Annotated in this window: 11 protein-coding genes and 1 tRNA gene; 7 read left to right on the forward strand and 5 right to left on the reverse strand. The window is 39.8% G+C overall.

All coding sequences use genetic code 11. The features are described 5' to 3' along the window. The first annotated feature begins 3 nt into the window (after positions 1–3). The gene (locus DW862_RS12175; RefSeq protein ID WP_004314352.1) at positions 4–747 is read left to right on the forward strand and encodes an ABC transporter ATP-binding protein; all 744 of its coding nucleotides are present in this window, start codon (positions 4–6) and stop codon (positions 745–747) included. After that, positions 740–1,696 carry an ABC transporter permease gene (locus tag DW862_RS12180; protein ID WP_007752792.1) on the forward strand — a complete coding sequence of 319 codons (957 nt, stop codon included), beginning with the start codon at positions 740–742 and terminating at the stop codon, positions 1,694–1,696. The genes DW862_RS12175 and DW862_RS12180 overlap by 8 nt, the downstream gene beginning before the upstream one ends. 131 nt (positions 1,697–1,827) lie before the next feature. Here DW862_RS12180 and DW862_RS12185 read toward each other — a convergent pair whose 3' ends face one another. The 4 genes from DW862_RS12185 to DW862_RS12200 form a co-directional block, all read right to left on the reverse strand. Further along, positions 1,828–3,102 (reverse strand): HAMP domain-containing sensor histidine kinase, encoded by a 1,275-nt coding sequence (locus DW862_RS12185; RefSeq protein ID WP_007752795.1) that lies wholly within the window; start codon positions 3,100–3,102, stop codon positions 1,828–1,830. A gap of 20 nt (positions 3,103–3,122) precedes the next feature. Next, entirely contained in the window at positions 3,123–3,800 is a 678-nt protein-coding gene (locus DW862_RS12190) for a response regulator transcription factor (protein WP_007752797.1), read from the reverse strand. Positions 3,801–4,011: 211 nt separating this feature from the next. Beyond that, complete coding sequence (proS, locus tag DW862_RS12195; RefSeq protein ID WP_120068437.1) at positions 4,012–5,505, reverse strand: proline--tRNA ligase; 1,494 nt, start codon at positions 5,503–5,505, stop codon at positions 4,012–4,014. Between the two features lie 206 nt (positions 5,506–5,711). Next, positions 5,712–5,784: transfer RNA gene (locus DW862_RS12200), tRNA-Gly, on the reverse strand. 231 nt (positions 5,785–6,015) lie between these two features. Between DW862_RS12200 and DW862_RS12205 the strand changes: the two genes are divergently transcribed. The 5 genes from DW862_RS12205 to DW862_RS12225 all read left to right on the forward strand — a co-directional run bounded on the left by DW862_RS12205 (position 6,016) and on the right by DW862_RS12225 (position 15,014). Then, positions 6,016–7,428: a TolC family protein gene (locus tag DW862_RS12205; RefSeq protein WP_117808861.1), complete on the forward strand. Its 1,413-nt coding sequence runs from the start codon at positions 6,016–6,018 to the stop codon at positions 7,426–7,428. A gap of 6 nt (positions 7,429–7,434) precedes the next feature. Further along, a complete protein-coding gene (locus DW862_RS12210; protein ID WP_120068441.1) occupies positions 7,435–8,421 on the forward strand; it encodes an HlyD family secretion protein in 987 nt (328 codons plus the stop codon). Positions 8,422–8,443: 22 nt separating this feature from the next. Next, on the forward strand, positions 8,444–9,628 hold the full coding sequence (locus tag DW862_RS12215) for an ABC transporter permease (protein WP_120068445.1): 1,185 nt from the start codon (positions 8,444–8,446) through the stop codon (positions 9,626–9,628). Further along, entirely contained in the window at positions 9,612–10,796 is a 1,185-nt protein-coding gene (locus tag DW862_RS12220) for an ABC transporter permease (protein WP_120068448.1), read from the forward strand. The genes DW862_RS12215 and DW862_RS12220 overlap by 17 nt, the downstream gene beginning before the upstream one ends. A 228-nt stretch (positions 10,797–11,024) precedes the next feature. Continuing rightward, positions 11,025–15,014: a two-component regulator propeller domain-containing protein gene (locus tag DW862_RS12225; RefSeq protein ID WP_120068452.1), complete on the forward strand. Its 3,990-nt coding sequence runs from the start codon at positions 11,025–11,027 to the stop codon at positions 15,012–15,014. A gap of 125 nt (positions 15,015–15,139) precedes the next feature. On the opposite strand, the gene DW862_RS12230 is transcribed toward DW862_RS12225, so the two are convergent. Further along, positions 15,140–17,029 (reverse strand): TonB-dependent receptor, encoded by a 1,890-nt coding sequence (locus DW862_RS12230; protein WP_165861913.1) that lies wholly within the window; start codon positions 17,027–17,029, stop codon positions 15,140–15,142. Positions 17,030–17,035: the final 6 nt, after the last annotated feature.

Below are 17,035 nucleotides of genomic sequence, written 5' to 3' on the forward strand. Positions count from 1 at the left end.
ATGATGGGCGAACAAGTGATCGTACTTACCGATTTGACCAAACAATATGGTAATTTCACTGCTGTAGATCATATTCGCCTGAATATCCGGAAAGGGGAAATCTTCGGATTGCTGGGACCGAATGGTGCCGGAAAATCAACTACTATCTTAATGATGCTAGGGTTGACGGAGCCTACTTCGGGAACAGTTGAAATCTGTGGAATAAATTCTACCACTCATCCTATTGAAGTAAAAAGGAGGATAGGTTATTTGCCTGAAGATGTAGGATTTTATGATGATATGACAGGACCGGAGAACTTGATCTATACAGCGCGATTAAATGGTATTCCTGATAAGGAGGCGAAAACCAAAGCTATGGAACTGATGAAGCGGGTAGGCCTTGAAGAACAGTTAACCAAAAAGACCGGGAAATATTCTCGTGGTATGAGACAGCGGTTGGGATTGGCTGATGTGCTTATTAAAAATCCGGAGATTATTATCCTCGATGAACCGACTTCAGGAATTGACCCGGCCGGTGTTCAGGAGTTTATCGAACTGATTCGCTGGTTGAGTAAGGAAGAGGGGTTGACTGTACTTTTCTCTTCCCATCACTTGGATCAGGTACAGAAAGTGTGCGACCGTGTTGGTTTGTTTAGTAATGGCCAATTACTTGCGTTGATCGATATGGCAGAACTGAAAGACAAGAAACAGGAATTGTCTGATATTTATAACCATTATTTTGAGGAAGGAGGAGAAAGACATGAATAAAGTCAATCATCCTTTTTGGGTGATCGTCAACAAGGAAATTTCCGACCATGTCAAAAGTTGGCGGTTCATTATATTAATAGGTATTATAGCGCTTACCTGCATGGGATCGCTATATACAGCACTCACAAATATTGGTGAAGCTATCAAGCCTAATGATCCGGACGGCTCGTTTTTATTTTTGAAGTTGTTTACGGTTTCAGATGGGACTCTCCCCTCTTTTGTACTGTTTATTAACTTCTTAGGACCTTTATTGGGAATCGCCTTAGGATTTGACGCAGTCAATTCCGAACAAAATAAAGGAACGTTGAGCCGTATGCTGTCCCAGCCTATTCATCGTGATTGCATTATTAACGCGAAGTTTGTGGCTGCTCTAATTGTAATAGGTATCATGCTGTTTGTATTGGGCTTTTTGGTAATGGGCTGTGGATTGATTGCCATTGGCATTCCTCCTACAGCAGAAGAGTTTTGGCGAATTGTTTTCTTCATCATTACCAGTATCTTTTATGTAGCATTTTGGCTGAATTTAGCTATTTTGTTTTCACTTCGTTTTCGTCAGGCAGCGACTTCTGCATTGGCATCGGTGGCTGTTTGGTTATTCTTTAGCGTATTCTATACCATGATTGTTAATTTGGTGGCAAAAGGTTTAAGCCCGTCACAGATGGCGTCGCCTTATCAGATTATCAGTTATCAAAAGTTTATTTTGGGATTGATGCGTTTGGCACCGAGTGAATTGTTTAATGAAGCTACCACTACATTATTGATGCCTTCTGTTAGAAGTTTGGGACCATTGACTATGGAACAGGTGCAGGGAGCTATTCCCAGTCCGCTCCCGTTGGGACAAAGTCTTTTAGTCGTATGGCCGCAACTGACGGGACTGATTGCAGCAACAGTTATCTGTTTCGCTATCTCTTATATCATGTTTATGAGGAGAGAAATACGATCCCGATAACTGACTCACCATAAAAGACGCAAAGGACACAGAGAAATAAGTTAAATGAATACAGCTGATAGATCGGATGATGATTACCGACAAGTTATTCACTTTTTACTCCGTGTCCTTTGTGTTTTCTGAATAAAAAATTATTGTCTGGAAATCTCGAAGCAGTGCTCTTTCTGTTCGAAGTAATATCTTATACTCAAGTGTTGCAAACGACAGATAGAATCGGCTATTGCTAGTCCCAGACCTGTAGATCCTTCCTTTTTAGTTCCTTGATAGAAACGTTCGAAGATATGTTCCTTATCCAACGGATTTTCTACTCCTGAATTTCGGAAAGTAATACTGTTTTTGGTAACAGTGATCCGGATATGTCCCCCGTCAATGTTATGTACAAATGCATTTTTTAGGAGATTCGTGAGTAAAGCAACAGCCAGAGATTCATTCATTGTCACATTGAAAATGTCCTGTTCATCGATAGTTACTTCTATGTTACGATAGTCGTAAACTTCTTCGTAATCTTGCAGATATTGTTTGAGAAGTCCATTTAGTTCCAATTGCTTGGTATCTGTAAACTGGCCATTGTCAATTTTGGTAAGCAATAGTAGAGATTTGTTTAATTTAGTGATGTATTCTAAAGTCTGGTGAGTTTTCATCAGTTCTTCCAGTTGTTTTTCTGATAACGAATCATCTTCCATCAACATTTCCAATCGGTTACGGCAGATAGCAAGTGGAGTTTGTATCTCATGTGAAGCATTTCCGATAAATTGTTTTTGTTGTTCGAACATCTGCTCCGTACGTTCTACATAACGAATAGCAGCCTCATTTAATTTTCGGAATTCCGTGATTTGGGTTTCGTTACTCAACGGCTTATTCTTTTTTCCTGTTTGATAACCGTCCAGCCAATGAAGAAGCACATAGAGCGGTCGCATATTCCGATAGAACACCCATACGGAAATGATAATAATGCAGAATAACAGAGCTACATACAAAAATATAATCCATACTTGGATGGCATCTCTCAAATCATCTTTTTCAATGCTGGGAGTTGATACTGTCAGTTCGTGGTATCGTCCTTCATCGTCTTTAAAGATAGTAGTAAGAATACGTGCCGGTTCGGTTTCCTCTTTTTCTTCAATATATACCATAGAGTCTTTATATTGAATATCCTCCCGGCTTTCTGCATATTCTTTGCTTACTTCCATCATATAATATTGATTGTTGGAGCCGTTGGTTTTAGAAGGTAGCTCCTCTCCTGCCAATGCCCGGATAATGATGGTTTCCGAATAATCTTCCAGAGCGTCATCCACTTCATCGTTGACTTCATCAATCATCGTAACATAAAAAAAGATAGCCCAGACCGTCAGTATGAAGGTCAAAGCAAGCGTAATACGAAGAATGATGTAATATATTAATTTCATGGACAATATTCTCTTTTTTTTTATTCTACTACCATTTTATACCCAAACCCATAGACCGCTTTGATTTCAATATTTGCACCCGAATCTTTGAGCTTTTTGCGAAGATTCTTAATCTGTGCATATATGAAGTCAAAATTGTCAACCTGGTCAATATGATCTCCCCATACTGATTCGGCCAAAGTGTTTTTATTGATTAATCTTCCGGGACGATTGATAAAATATAACAGGATGTCATACTCTTTTCTATTTAGCTCCACTTCCTGATCGTTGACAAATACACGATATTTATCCGGTTCTATTCGTACATTACCTTGGCGGATATCAATTTCTCCGTCATGCTGATGACGGCGAATCACGCTTTTAATTCGTGCATTTAGTTCAACCAAATGAAATGGTTTTGGCAAATAATCGTCTGCTCCCAGTTCTAGTCCCAAAACTTTGTCTTCCAAGGAGTCCTTTGCGGAAATAATAATTACGTTCTCCCGTTTATGGAGAGCTTTCAGTCGTTCAAGAAGATCAAGTCCGCTTCCGTCCGGTAGCATGATGTCCAATAAGATACAATCATAGTCGTAGTCTTCAACTTTGCGTAGAGCAGAATTAAAGTCACTGGCTGTTTCCACAACGTAACGTTCTTTTTCAAGTGAACATTGAATCAGTTCTCTTAAAGAGGGTTCGTCTTCTACAATCAATATCTTCATAACTTTGTCTCCTTTCTTTTTTACAGCTACAAAGAAAAGGGATATTTCTGAAATAAAACTGAAATGGATTGAAAAAAGAGTTTGAAATAACTATTGAATGTCCTATGAACTATTAGGACAGGTCACAAATAATATAATATGGATGGAAAAAGAAAAGGATGAAAGCGATTGAATCGTTTCCATCCTTTTTATAATTATGTGTGATTTCTATTTAATAAGAACGTGCAAATATCACGCGGCAAGCAGATGGTTTGCCTGTTACCATACATTTACCCGGTTCCTTGTCTCCCGGAACAAATGAATCGAACGGAATACAACGAATGGTTGCTTTGGTTTCTTCCTTAATCTTTTCTTCTGTTTCAGTAGTTCCGTCCCAATGAGCCAGAATAAATCCACCTTCTTCGATTTTTTCTTTAAATTCGTCGTAGGTATCTACTGTTGTAATCTTGGAGTTACGGTAGTCCAATGCTTTCTTGTAGATATTAGCCTGCATTTCTTCAAGCAAGTTCTGAACATACATTTCAATGCCTTCACAAGTAACTGTTTCTTTTTCCAGTGTATCACGGCGCATCACTTCCATGGTGTTGTTTTCAAGGTCGCGACCACCCATAACCAAACGAACAGGTACACCTTTCAATTCATAGTCGGCGAATTTAAAGCCTGGACGTTTATTATCTGCATTGTCATATTTAACAGAGATACCTAATGCTTTCAGTTTCGCTACAATGCCTTCTACTTTAGCATCGATTTGTTTCAGTTGTTCGTCATTCTTATAGATAGGAACGATCACTACCTGAATCGGAGCCAAATGCGGAGGTAATACCAATCCGTTATCATCCGAGTGAGTCATAATCAATGCCCCCATCAAACGGGTAGAAACGCCCCATGAAGTAGCCCAAACATACTCCAACTTGTTTTCTTTATTAACAAATTGAACATCGAATGCTTTTGCAAAGTTTTGTCCCAGGAAGTGGGAGGTACCACTCTGCAACGCTTTTCCATCCTGCATCATGGCTTCAATTGTATATGTATCAAGTGCGCCGGCAAAACGTTCGTTGGCTGATTTTACTCCCTTTACAACAGGAACGGCCATATATTTTTCTGCAAATTCACCATATACATTCAGCATTCTGATTGCTTCTTCCTCCGCTTCCTCACGAGTAGCATGAGCAGTATGGCCTTCTTGCCACAGAAATTCAGCAGTACGCAGGAAAAGGCGTGTACGCATTTCCCAACGGAAAACGTTAGCCCACTGATTGCAAAGAATAGGCAGGTCACGGTAAGATTGAATCCAGTTCTTATAAGTATTCCAGATGATTGTTTCTGATGTCGGACGGATAATTAATTCCTCTTCCAATTTAGCTGCAGGATCTACTACAACTCCTGAACCGTCTTCTGCATTCTTCAAGCGATAATGCGTTACAACGGCACACTCTTTAGCAAAACCTTCTACGTGTTCAGCTTCGCGGCTTAAGAATGATTTCGGGATTAATAACGGGAAGTATGCGTTTACATGTCCTGTTTCTTTGAACATATCATCCAATTGACGTTGCATTTTTTCCCAGATGGCGTATCCGTAAGGCTTAATCACCATACATCCGCGCACAGCAGACTGTTCTGCCAAGTCAGCTTTTACCACCAAATCGTTGTACCACTGTGAGTAGTTTTCACTACGTTTGGTAAGGTCTTTCAGTTCTTTTGCCATTATATTTTTCTATTTAAAGTTTTCTTGAGTGTTAAAACAGGGTGCAAAAATACGAAAAATGCATGAATTGCCCTATTCTTCATGCATTAATTTTCTAAAGTCATGTTTTGTTTCTTTTCCTCTATAATATGTATTTCAATAGAAAAGGGGCTTGGAAATAAAAAAATCAGGCAGTGTATTTAAGTTAACTGTCTGATTTTCAAAAGAGCGGTAAACGAGGCTCGAACTCGCGACCCCCAGCTTGGGAAGCTAGTGCTCTACCAACTGAGCTATTACCGCATATTTACTGTGTTTCCCGACTTAAAAGCCTTATGAAACGGTGATGCAAAGGTAAACATAATTTTTATATCTCAAATAAAATCACAGAAATTTTAATGAAAGAAAAAAGTAATGTCAAAGTTGCTTTTACTCTTTTGTTTTGATGAAAAAAGGACTGGAACTGAAAGAGCGTGAACAAACCTCTCTTTTCATCTGTTAGAATATCTCGAAATCAGATATAACCTAACCAGTATGAAAAAAAATAAGCGACTTTTTATACTATTGACTTTGTATTTCTCCATCAGTCAGATAGATGCACAGACACCATTAAGTTTTGAAGAATCACTGCATCTGCTGAATCAGGGAAATCAGAGTTTGAAAATTGCAGATAAGAGTATTGAGATTGCGAAGGCTGAACGTGATAAACTGAATGCTTTCTGGTATCCCAGTCTTCAGTCTACGGGTGCGTTTGTGCACATGTCGGAGAAGATTGAAGTAAAACAGCCCCTATCGCAGTTTACTGATCCGGCTAAAGACTTTGTACATTCCATTATTCCGGATGATCAGGTCATTTCATCCATACTAGATCAAATTGGAGCCAACACACTGGTGTTTCCCCTGACTCCCAGAAACCTGACTACTGTTGATTTATCAGCCGAGTGGGTGCTCTTTTCCGGTGGTAAACGTTTTCGTGCCACCAATATCGGAAGAACGATGGTCGACTTGGCACGAGAAAGTCGGGCACAGGTATCGGCTAACCAGCAAAACCTGTTGGTTGAAAGTTATTATGGGCTTCGGCTGGCACAACAAATAGTAACTGTTCGTGAAGAAACTTATAACGGATTGAAGAAACATTATGAAAATGCCTTGAAATTAGAGGCAGCAGGAATGATTGACAAAGCAGGCAGACTTTTTGCCCAAGTAAATATGGACGAAGCCAAACGTGCATTGGAAGCTGCGCGGAAAGAAGAAACAGTAGTGCAAAGTGCTTTAAAAGTCTTGCTAAATAAAAAGGATACAGATGCTAATATCATTCCTACCTCTCCCCTTTTTATGAATGATTCACTACCACCTAAAATGCTTTTTGATCTTTCTGTAAACAGCGGAAACTATACGCTCAATCAATTACAGTTACAGCAACATATTGCCAAACAAGAAGTACGGATTGCTCAAAGCGGGTATCTGCCGAATATAGCCCTTTTCGGAAAACAGACCTTGTATTCGCATGGTATTCAGAGTAATTTGTTGCCACGTACCATGATAGGTATTGGTTTTACATGGAATCTCTTTGACGGACTGGATCGGGAGAAGAAAGTACGGCAATCGAAATTGACGGAACAAACACTGGCTTTGGGACAGATGAAGGCTCGCGACGATTTGGCTGTTGGTGTAGATAAACTTTATACGCAGTTGGAAAAGGCACAGGATAATGTAAAAGCTCTAAATGCAACAATTGCTTTAAGCGAAGAACTGGTTCGTATCCGAAAGAAATCTTTCACAGAAGGGATGGCAACCTCTACCGAGGTTATTGATGCTGAAACCATGCTTGCCAGTGTAAGAGTAGCTCGTTTGGCAGCGTATTATGAATATGATGTGGCACTTATAAATCTACTCTCGCTTTGTGGCACACCGGAACAATTTGCAAACTATCAACCTAAACCGTAACAAATAATGAAACCAACTAGTAAAACCCTATCATGGGCTTTTGTTATCATCCTTTTGGCGGTCGGTATTTTTACCGGCTTGGGAGTTATACTAATGCATAAACAACAGCTAGTTCTGCAAGGACAGGCTGAAGCAACAGAAATCCGTATCAGTGGAAAACTTCCCGGTCGTATCGATACTTTCTTCGTTCAGGAAGGCGATTGGGTACACCAAGGAGATACTCTTGTCGTTATTAATAGCCCTGAAATATATGCCAAGTATCAACAAGTGAATGCATTGGAACAAGTAGCGGTACAGCAAAACAAGAAAATAGATGCCGGAACCCGTCGTCAGATTGTGGCTACTGCATTGCAGTTGTGGAATAAAACGAAGAGTGACCTAACTCTCGCTCAAACAACCTACAACCGTATTCTCACTTTATATAAAGACAGTGTTGTCACTTCTCAAAGGAAGGATGAAGTAGAAGCGATGTATAAAGCGGCTGTAGCAGCCGAACGCGCTGCATACGAGCAGTATCAGATGGCTGTAGACGGTGCACAGAAAGAAGATAAAGCATCAGCTGCCAGTATGGTGGATGCTGCACGAAGCACGGTGGATGAAGTTTCGGCTTTATTGGTCGACTCCCGGTTGACAGCTCCGGAAAACGGACAGATAGCAACGATCTTTCCTAAACGTGGAGAATTGGTTGCACCGGGAACTCCCATTATGAACTTGGTGGTTATGGATGATATACATGTCGTTCTTAACGTACGGGAAGATCTGATGCCACAGTTTAAAATGGACGGAACATTCGTTGCAGATGTACCCGCCATCGGTAAAGAAAATATAGAGTTCAAAATCTATTATATAAGTCCGTTAGGCAGTTTTGCGACCTGGAAATCAACCAAGCAGACCGGAAGTTATGACTTACGTACATTTGAGATTCATGCGCGTCCTACTCAAAAAGTGGATGATTTGCGTCCCGGTATGTCCGTGTTATTGACTTTAGACTAATTGACATCAAATAAACCAGCGAATGGATGAATCACAAACATACTCCCCTTTTCGTTCCGTATTGTTAAGAGAATGGCAGCGAATGACTTCGCGGCGCCTTTATTTTGGCGTCTGCATTGTTTTGCCGTTGTTCACCCTTTTCTTTATGGCTACGATTTTTGGCAACGGACAGATGGAAAATATTCCTATCGGTATTGTCGATCAGGATAACACTGCTACTTCCCGGACTATTGCCAGGAATATCTCTGCCGTACCGACTTTTAAAGTGACAAAGCATTTTGCAGATGAAGCGGCTGCCCGTGAATCTGTACAAAAGAAAGAGATTTATGGTTATCTTTCCATACCTCCCCAATTTGAGCAAGATGCTATCACCGGAAAGAATGCAACACTCTCCTACTATTATCACTATGCATTATTGTCGGTAGGCGGTGAGCTGATGGCGGCATTCGAAACATCATTAGCTCCGGTGGCTCTTTCCCCTGTGGTGATGCAAGCCGTGGCTCTCGGAGTAGAACAAAATCAGATTACCACCTTTTTATTACCAGTGCAGGCTAATAACCATCCGATATATAATCCAAGTTTGGATTATTCGGTATATTTGAGTCAGCCCTTTTTCTTTGTTTTGTTTCAGGTCTTGATCTTGTTGATTACTGTCTATACGGTCGGTATTGAAATTAAGTTCCGTACAGCAAATGATTGGTTGACGACTGCTAAAGGCAATATAGTAACTGCTGTTTTGGGTAAGTTATTGCCTTATACCATTATATATATATTGATAGGGTGGTTAGCTAATTATGTCATGTTCGGTATCCTGCATATCCCTTTTCAAGGGAGTTGGTGGTTAATGAATATCATGACCGTGCTTTTCATCATTGCGACGCAGGCTTTAGGGCTGTTTTTATTCTCGCTGTTTCCGGCAATTTCGTTGGTGATAAGCGTAGTCTCTATGGTAGGTTCTCTGGGGGCTACCTTGTCCGGGGTGACCTTTCCGGTTCCCAATATGTATCCGTTGGTGAGGGATGCTTCCTATTTGTTTCCTGTCCGCCATTTTACGGAGATGATGCAAACCATGCTTTATGGAGGCGGTGGTTTTATCCATCTTTGGCCGTCGGCTGTGATACTCTGTATCTTTCCGTTGTTGGCCCTATTGTTGCTTCCCCATTTAAAACGAGCTATAGAAAGTCATAAGTATGAAAAAATTAAGTAAGTTACAACAGTTATCATTCATCATTCGTCGTGAATTTCTAGCTATCAGTACCAGTTATGCAGTTCTGCTTGTGTTGATGGGAGGAATCTTTGTCTACGGATTACTCTACAATTATATGTATGCACCGAATATTGTAACCGATGTTCCTGTTGCCGTAGTCGATAATTCGCATAGTGAATTAAGTCGTGACTTTATCCGTTGGATGGATGCTACTCCCCAAGCAGAGATTTATAGCCAGGCGATGGACTATCACGAAGCAAAAGAATGGATGAAAGAAGGCAAAGTACAGGGAATACTCTATCTGCCTCATGATTTTGAGAAGCGAGTGTTCCGGGGAGATGAAGCCGTATTTTCTCTTTATGCAACTACGGATGCTTTCCTGTATTTCGAGGCTTTGCAGGGGGCTTCATCGCGTGTCATGCTGGCTATTAATGATAAATACAGGCCTGATGTAGCTGTATTTCTTCCGCCTCAAGGATTGCTTGCCGTAACTATGGCAAAACCGATCAATGTAATAGGAACTGCACTTTATAATTATACAGAAGGCTATGGCTCTTATCTTATTCCCGCAGTTATGATGATTATAATCTTCCAGACTTTATTGATGGTTATTGGTATGGTGACCGGAGAAGAGCACAGCAACAGAGGAATCCGCGCTTACACTCCTTTTGGATATGGCTGGGGAGTTGCCATTCGTATAGTGGCGGGAAAAACATCCGTATACTGTGCTCTTTATGCTATCTTTGCTTTCTTTCTATTAGGCTTGCTCCCCCACTTTTTCAGTATCCCTAATATTGGAAACGGACTATACATTGTATTATTATTGATTCCATACCTGATGGCGACCTCTTTTCTGGGGTTGGCAGCTTCCAGATATTTTACGGATTCAGAAGCTCCCCTACTCATGATCGCCTTCTTCTCTGTAGGATTAATCTTTCTTTCCGGGGTTTCCTATCCGATGGAACTAATGCCCTGGTATTGGAAAGCTGCACATTACATTCTTCCCGCTGCACCAGGCACACTTGCTTTTGTGAAATTGAATTCTATGGGAGCCAGTATGGCGGATATCAGACCGGAATATATAACCCTTTGGATACAAGTACTTATTTATTTTATAGTAAGTATATGGGTTTACAAGAAGAAACTGAAATCTGATCCGATTCGTTAAATTAACGAAAATAGAATATACGCTAATTATGACAGAAGTTTAAAGAATACCTTCAGATAAATCAACTTCTCAAAGTGAATAATCAACTTTGGAAATAAAAATGTTTCTAAATGAATATTTTCTTGTAGAATCTCTCCTTTTTCTTTGCATTTTTCATTGCTTTTGTCTAGTTTCGTTAATTGTTATATTTATATGATTGCTAGAAGTAGTTTAAAAACAACTGTTTATATGAAATACATTATATATATTCTCCTCTTTTTTCCTATTTGGGTTACAGCACAAACATACAAATATATAGGAATAGAAAATGGTTTGAGCAATCGCCGGATATTCAATATTCAGAAAGATACACAAGGGTACATGTGGTTTCTCACCAATGAAGGAATGGATCGTTATAACGGTAAAGATATAAAACACTATAAATTAAATAAAGAAGCTAGTACTTTAGATGCTCCTGTACGTTTGGGATGGTTGTATACAGGTCCACAAATTGGTATATGGGTGATCGGTAAGCAGGGACGGGTTTTTCGATATGAAGCAAACGAAGATGATTTCAGAATGGTATATAAACTACCGGATATTTCTGAAACAATTAGTTGTGGCTATTTGGATCGGAATAATAACATTTGGCTATGTTGTAAGGATTCTATATTACTATATAATATAAATGATGCTCACATTCTTCAATTTTCCAATATACTACATAGTAATATCACAGCGATAGAACAAATAGACGAACAACATTTCTTTATAGCAACAGAGCTAGGCGTTCGATATGTTAAACTGGAGAATGGCATTTTGGAGACTATTCCTGTTAAAACACTGGATTATTTTCATGCGCAAGTAAGTGAATTATATTTTCATAAGCAATTAAAAAGACTATTTATCGGTTCATTTGAAAGAGGAGTTTTTGTGTATGACATGAATACACAGGAGATTATGCGACCGGAAGCTGATCTTAGTGACGTAAATATAGCTCGCATCAGCCCGTTGAATGAAACGGAGTTACTGATTGCAACAGAAGGAATGGGAGTATATAAGGTTAATGCAAATACTTGTGAACTGGAACATTACATTATTGCTAATTATCAAAGTTATAATGAAATGAATGGGAATAATATCAATGATGTATTTGTGGATGAAGAAAAACGGATATGGCTTGCTAACTATCCCACAGGGATTACGGTGATTGATAATCGCTATGAGAATTATCATTGGATGAAACACGCTATGGGCAATGTCCAATCATTAATCAATGATCAGGTACAAGCAGTCATTGAAGACCATGAAGGTGACTTGTGGTTTGGAACTAGTAATGGTATTAGTCTTTATAATTCAAAAACAGGTCAGTGGCATTCATTCCTAAGTTCTTTTAATCAGCAACTAAAAGACAAGAATCATATTTTTATTACTCTATGTGAAGTGTCTCCCGGCATTATATGGGCAGGAGGATATACTTCCGGTATTTATAAAATAAATAAAAATACTCTATCAGTTGAATACTTCTCTCCTTACCTGCTTTCTCACGTCAATATGCGTCCGGATAAATATATTCGTGATATAGTTAAAGATTCAAGAGGGTATATCTGGTCGGGAGGATATTATAATCTAAAATGTTTTGATCTGGAGACTAACACTACACGTCTATATTCAGGATTGAATTCCATTACGTCCATTGTTGAAAAAGACAAAGATAATATGTGGATTGGGACTGCTATCGGATTGTATTTATTAAATCGAAATACTGGTGAATATCAGTATATTGAAATGGAGGTAGGGATTACTTATATCAATACGCTTTATCAGGCAGATAATGGGTTGTTATATATCGGGACAAATGGTATGGGAGTATTTATCTATCATCCTCAAGATAAAACTTTCGAGCATTACTTTTCTGATAACTCTGCATTAGTTTCAAACAGAATATTTACAATATTGCCGGAAGTAGATGGACGTATAATGATGAGTACGGAGAATGGAATAACCTGTTTTCATACTAAAGAAAAGATATTTCGTAATTGGACCAAAGGAGAAGGATTGCTACCTTCATATTTTAATGCAGCAGCAGGAACGGTGCGTAAAAATAAAAACTTTGTATTCGGTAGTACGGATGGAGCAATTGAACTTCCGGTGAATGTGAAATTTCCGGATTATAAGTTCTCCAGATTGATATTCAGCGACTTCCATCTTTCTTATCAACCTGTTTATCCGGGTGTCAAGGGTTCCCCTTTACAGAAGAGTATTGATGAGACAGATGTATTAGAGCTGGCATATGATGAGAATACGTTTTCATTTGAAGTTTCTACAATCAATTATGATTCTCCCGGAAGTGCACTATACTCATGGAAATTAGAAGGGTTTTATGAAAAATGGACTCAACCGGGAGCAAATAATTTGATTCGTTTCACCAATTTGCCTCCGGGTAAATATACCCTTCATGTGCGTGCAGTATCCAGAGAAGAACATGACATTGTTTTTCAGGAACGTACTATGAAAGTTATCATCACACAGCCTTTTTGGTCGAGTTGGTGGGCTATCCTGTGTTATATCCTGTTGGTAATCGGAGGATCTTATTTCGTTCTGCGGGTGATAAATCTAAGAAAGCAAAAGAATATATCTGATGAAAAAACGCAGTTCTTCATTAATACGGCGCATGATATACGTACTCCATTAACTTTGATAAAAGCACCTTTGGAGGAATTGTTGGAAGAAGAGACGCTTACCGACAATGGAATCACTCGTACGAACATTGCATTGAGGAATGTAGAAGTACTTTTACGACTGGTCAGCAATCTGATTAATTTTGAACGAACGGATGTATATTCCTCTAAAATGAGTGTTTCCGAGTATGAGTTGAATACCTATATGAATGAGATATATGATACATTTTCTTCTTATGCAGCCATCAGGCGCATTGAATATACATACGAGAGTACTTTCAGCTATATGAATGTATCGTTTGATAAGGAGAAGATGGATTCTATTTTGAAGAATATAATATCAAACTCGCTAAAATATACTCCGGAAAATGGCAAGGTCAGCATTTCCGTATCCGATACGAATGATTCATGGAAAGTGATAATCAAGGATACAGGTATAGGTATTCCTGCCAGTGAACAAAGTAAGTTGTTCAAGCTTCATTTCCGTGCCAGCAATGCTATTAACTCTAAAGTGACGGGTAGTGGTATCGGATTAATGCTGGTAGGAAAACTGGTCAGCCTTCATGGAGGTAAAATTAGTGTAGATAGTGTTGAACATCAAGGTACGACAATCAAAATTGTTTTTCCGAAAAAGAATAAGACTTCTCAAAATATCAGTGACGAAGCACCTTCTAAATTTGAGGCGTTGGCTCCTGTACTGCCCGCTCCGAATGTACCAGCAAAGACAACCGCTACGATAGATAATCCAAATTTACGACGGATTCTTGTTGTGGAAGATAATGATGAGCTACGCTCCTATCTGGTCAGTTCATTATCTTCTATATATAATGTACAAGCTTGCGCTAACGGAAAGGAAGCGTTGATTATTATCAAAGAATATTGGCCGGAACTGGTTCTTTCTGATATCATGATGCCGGAGATGCGGGGAGATGAATTGTGTGTTGCTATCAAAAGTGATATTGAGATTTCACATATTCCTGTGTTGTTGCTCACTGCTTTGGGAGAAGAAAACAATATTCTGGATGGACTGTCGATTGGTGCGGACGAATATCTCATCAAACCTTTCAGTGTGAAAATATTACGGGCGAATATCGCTAATCTGTTGGCAAACCGGGAACTGTTGCGCATGAGATATGCCAATCTGGATATAGAAGCGAAATCAATGGTTCCATCTGCAAACGGTACTAACAGCCTCGATTGGAAGTTTATATCAAATGTAAAGAAAATCGTGGATGAGAATATAAACAACCCTGAATTTTCTGTTAATGTGCTCTGTGAATCAAGTGGCATGAGCCGTACCAGTTTCTATTGTAAATTGAAAGCATTGACGGGACAGTCTCCGACAGAGTTTATTCGGGTGATGCGTTTGAAACGTGCTACCGAGTTATTGAAAGAGGGTGAATATGCCATTAATGAGATTTCAGACATGGTTGGATTCTCTGAAACTAAATATTTCCGGGAAGTATTCAAAAAATACTATAAGATGAGTCCGAGCAGGTATGCTAAAGGAGGAGGTAATCCCACTGCTGCTGATATGGAAGATGACGACGAAGATTGATAAATAGAAAAATAGATGAATAAGTCCTATTATTATAATATGTTCTCCCCTGCTATGAATATCTTTAGCAGAGGAGAACTTTCTTTTTCAAGACTTATTGTTCTGATTTTGGAAAAGTGGGATATTTAAAAGTTCAAATTAATACCACCCATAAACGTAGCTTTCGGCATGGGATAACCTGCATTTATTTCATAACGTTGAGCCAACAGGTTTTCTCCTTTCACAAAGAGATTAGCGAAACGACAGAGACGATAATTTCCCCGAAGGTTCCATAAGACAAAACTATCTTGTTGTTCGTTGTTTAGTATTACAGAGGTATAAAGCCCCTTTACATATTGTATACCTGTTGATACACTCCAACGTCCGGAAGTATAATCTACTCCTGCATACAATTTATGCTCGGGAGCGGCAAGAACAGGATTTTCCATGTGAAGCCAGCTATAATTGGCATTGACATTCCAATGTGAATTCATGCGATAACCAATGTTGGTTTCCAACCCCCAGTTGTCTATTTCGCCGGAATTGATATTCAATGGAGGAACCAAACCGTTCGACATAATCACATTATCCCCATTGATATAATAAAGGTTGGCTCCGTAGGATAACGCGCCCTCCAACAGACGTTGTGAGTATGAAAGTTCGTAACTTATCAGTTTCTCCGGTTTTAGTTCCGGGTTGGCAGGAGGAAACATATACATTTCACGAATCGTCGGATTGCGGTAGCCTTTGCTAACCATTGCTTTAAGTTCTCCATGCTTCGGCAAATGAAAGGCCAACCCACCTTGTGGAATCCATTCAGTACCTACATGCGAATGATGGTCTACACGAATACCTGCATCCAATGAGAACCAGCTATTGATATCCTGACGGAAATCAACGTATCCGGCAAACTCATCCATTTGCTTGTCTACTCCCGGAGTATGTTCACCTGTAGCTACAACCTTGTTCCACGATTCACCTCCGAAGTGCTGATAATCCAGTCCTACGGTCAAACGGTTGCCGGTAAAGAGAGTGGCACTTTGATACCATGACACACCCAGCATCTTATCTTTGGAGTTGAAATGTGACTTTTGCGGTTCTTTTCCTATCTGATAACCATCATTGATTTTATGCCGTCCCCAGTTATAGAAAAAGCTCAAAGCACCCGAAGTCTTCTCGTAATGATTCTCTAAAGCAAATGATGTCATTCCGCGAGTGATACGGGAATCGTTGTCGATCAATGGTACTTGAATAGTTCCCGGATTGGAAGCATTAAAATGAGTTACGTTTACATCTCCCCACACCTTCCAGAAAGAGTTGATGTCATAGCCTAACTTTGCATATCCACCGTATTGCTCGAATTTCATATCAGGGCGATGTCCGTCCGTACGATTATAAGAGCCGGTTACGACACTACTGAAACGTCCCTTTTTGACACGGTTTGAAAATTCAGTCTGTAATGTGTTGTATGAACCATAGCCCACTTGCATATTCGTATTTACTCCATCTTCCTGTTGCTTGCGGGTGACAATATTAATCACTCCACCCATTGCATTCGAACCATAAAGCACGGATGCGGGGCCTCGTAACACTTCTACTTTTTCTGCCATCATCGATTGATAAGCATCCGCTATCGGATGTCCCATCAACCCCATGTACTGCGGATGCCCGTCAATCAATACCAATAATCCCGCTGTCGGACTACCACCGATACCGCGCAGGCTCATACCTCCCGCAGCTCCGCCGGATACACCATATCCCATGACGCCACGACTGGTAGTGAATAATCCCGGCACCTGCTCCGTCAATAACGGTAACAGAGAAGGTTCATATCTTTTCTCAATCTGTTGCCTACTGACTACGGAAATAGTCATCGGAAGATGACGTACATCTGTCTCATTACGTGTCCCGGTGACTACAACTTCATCGATCATATAATTTCTTCCGGCCTGTGTACTGTCTCTTTTAGTTTGTGCCATTCCCGAGAGGGAAAGCAAAATACCGAACAGGAATAAACAAGCTGTATTTCTTCTCATACTTTA

This window comes from Bacteroides sp. AM37-9, assembly GCF_003603455.1.
Lineage (GTDB): Bacteria > Bacteroidota > Bacteroidia > Bacteroidales > Bacteroidaceae > Bacteroides > Bacteroides xylanisolvens.